This window comes from Promicromonospora kroppenstedtii DSM 19349 (assembly GCF_000515355.1).
Classification (GTDB): domain Bacteria; phylum Actinomycetota; class Actinomycetes; order Actinomycetales; family Cellulomonadaceae; genus Promicromonospora; species Promicromonospora kroppenstedtii.
Genome location: NZ_KI911699.1, coordinates 1606 through 2390 on the forward strand (window position 1 = coordinate 1606; position 785 = coordinate 2390).

General features: G+C 76.9%; 1 protein-coding gene. It reads right to left on the bottom strand.

All coding sequences use genetic code 11. The features are described 5' to 3' along the window. The coding region (locus tag PROKR_RS36970; protein WP_036965452.1) for a LacI family DNA-binding transcriptional regulator at positions 1–699 on the bottom strand (699 nt) is incomplete at its 3' end. Positions 700–785 lie beyond the last annotated feature (86 nt).

Consider the following 785-nt stretch of genomic DNA (forward strand, 5'->3'; position numbering starts at 1 on the left):
GTCGCCGGGCAGGGCGAGCACGGCCTCGCGGCCGGCCTCCGGCGACCAGACGCCGCCCACCACCCCGAGCGACTCGACACCGTGCCGCTCGACCTCGGCGAGGTAGACGTCGCGGCGCGAGCGCGCCGACGCGAAGCGCTCGGGTCCCGCCACGTGCAGGAACCGCCGGTGGCCCGCCTCGACGAGGGCCGAGATGACGGTGCCGAGCAGTCCGGCGTCGGCGAGCTCGCCGGTGGTGCGCAGCTGCTCGTCGAGGGCGGGCTCGGCCACGACGGGCGCGGCGTCGGCGTCGAGGTGGAGCGCCTCGGGGACGACCGGGAGGAACGTCAGCACCCCCTCGACCTGGCCGCCCCGGGCCAGGTCGACGACACGCTCGGTGCGGGCCTCGGCGGTACCGTCCACGCTGTGGGTGTCCACGGCGTAGCCCGCCTCGGCCGCGACCTCGGCCGCGCCGGTGAGCATCCGCAGCCGGTTGTCGACGGTCACCCCGGTGACGACGGCCAGCCGGCCCGAGCGCTGGGTGCGCATCGACCGTGCCGCGAGGTTGGGCCGGTAGCCCATCGACGCGGCGACGGCCAGCACGTGCTCACGGGTGCGGGGCGCGATCGTGCCCTTGCCGGACAGGGCATAGGAGACAGTCGACTGCGACACCCCGGCGGCGCGCGCGACGTCGTGGCTGGTGGGCTGGCGGGCTGACATCGACACAGTGTCCCCTCTGGCCGCGGCCCGCCGCATCAGCTCGCCGGCGCGGCCGGCGGCGGGCCGGCCGGGACCGGCTCCTCCAA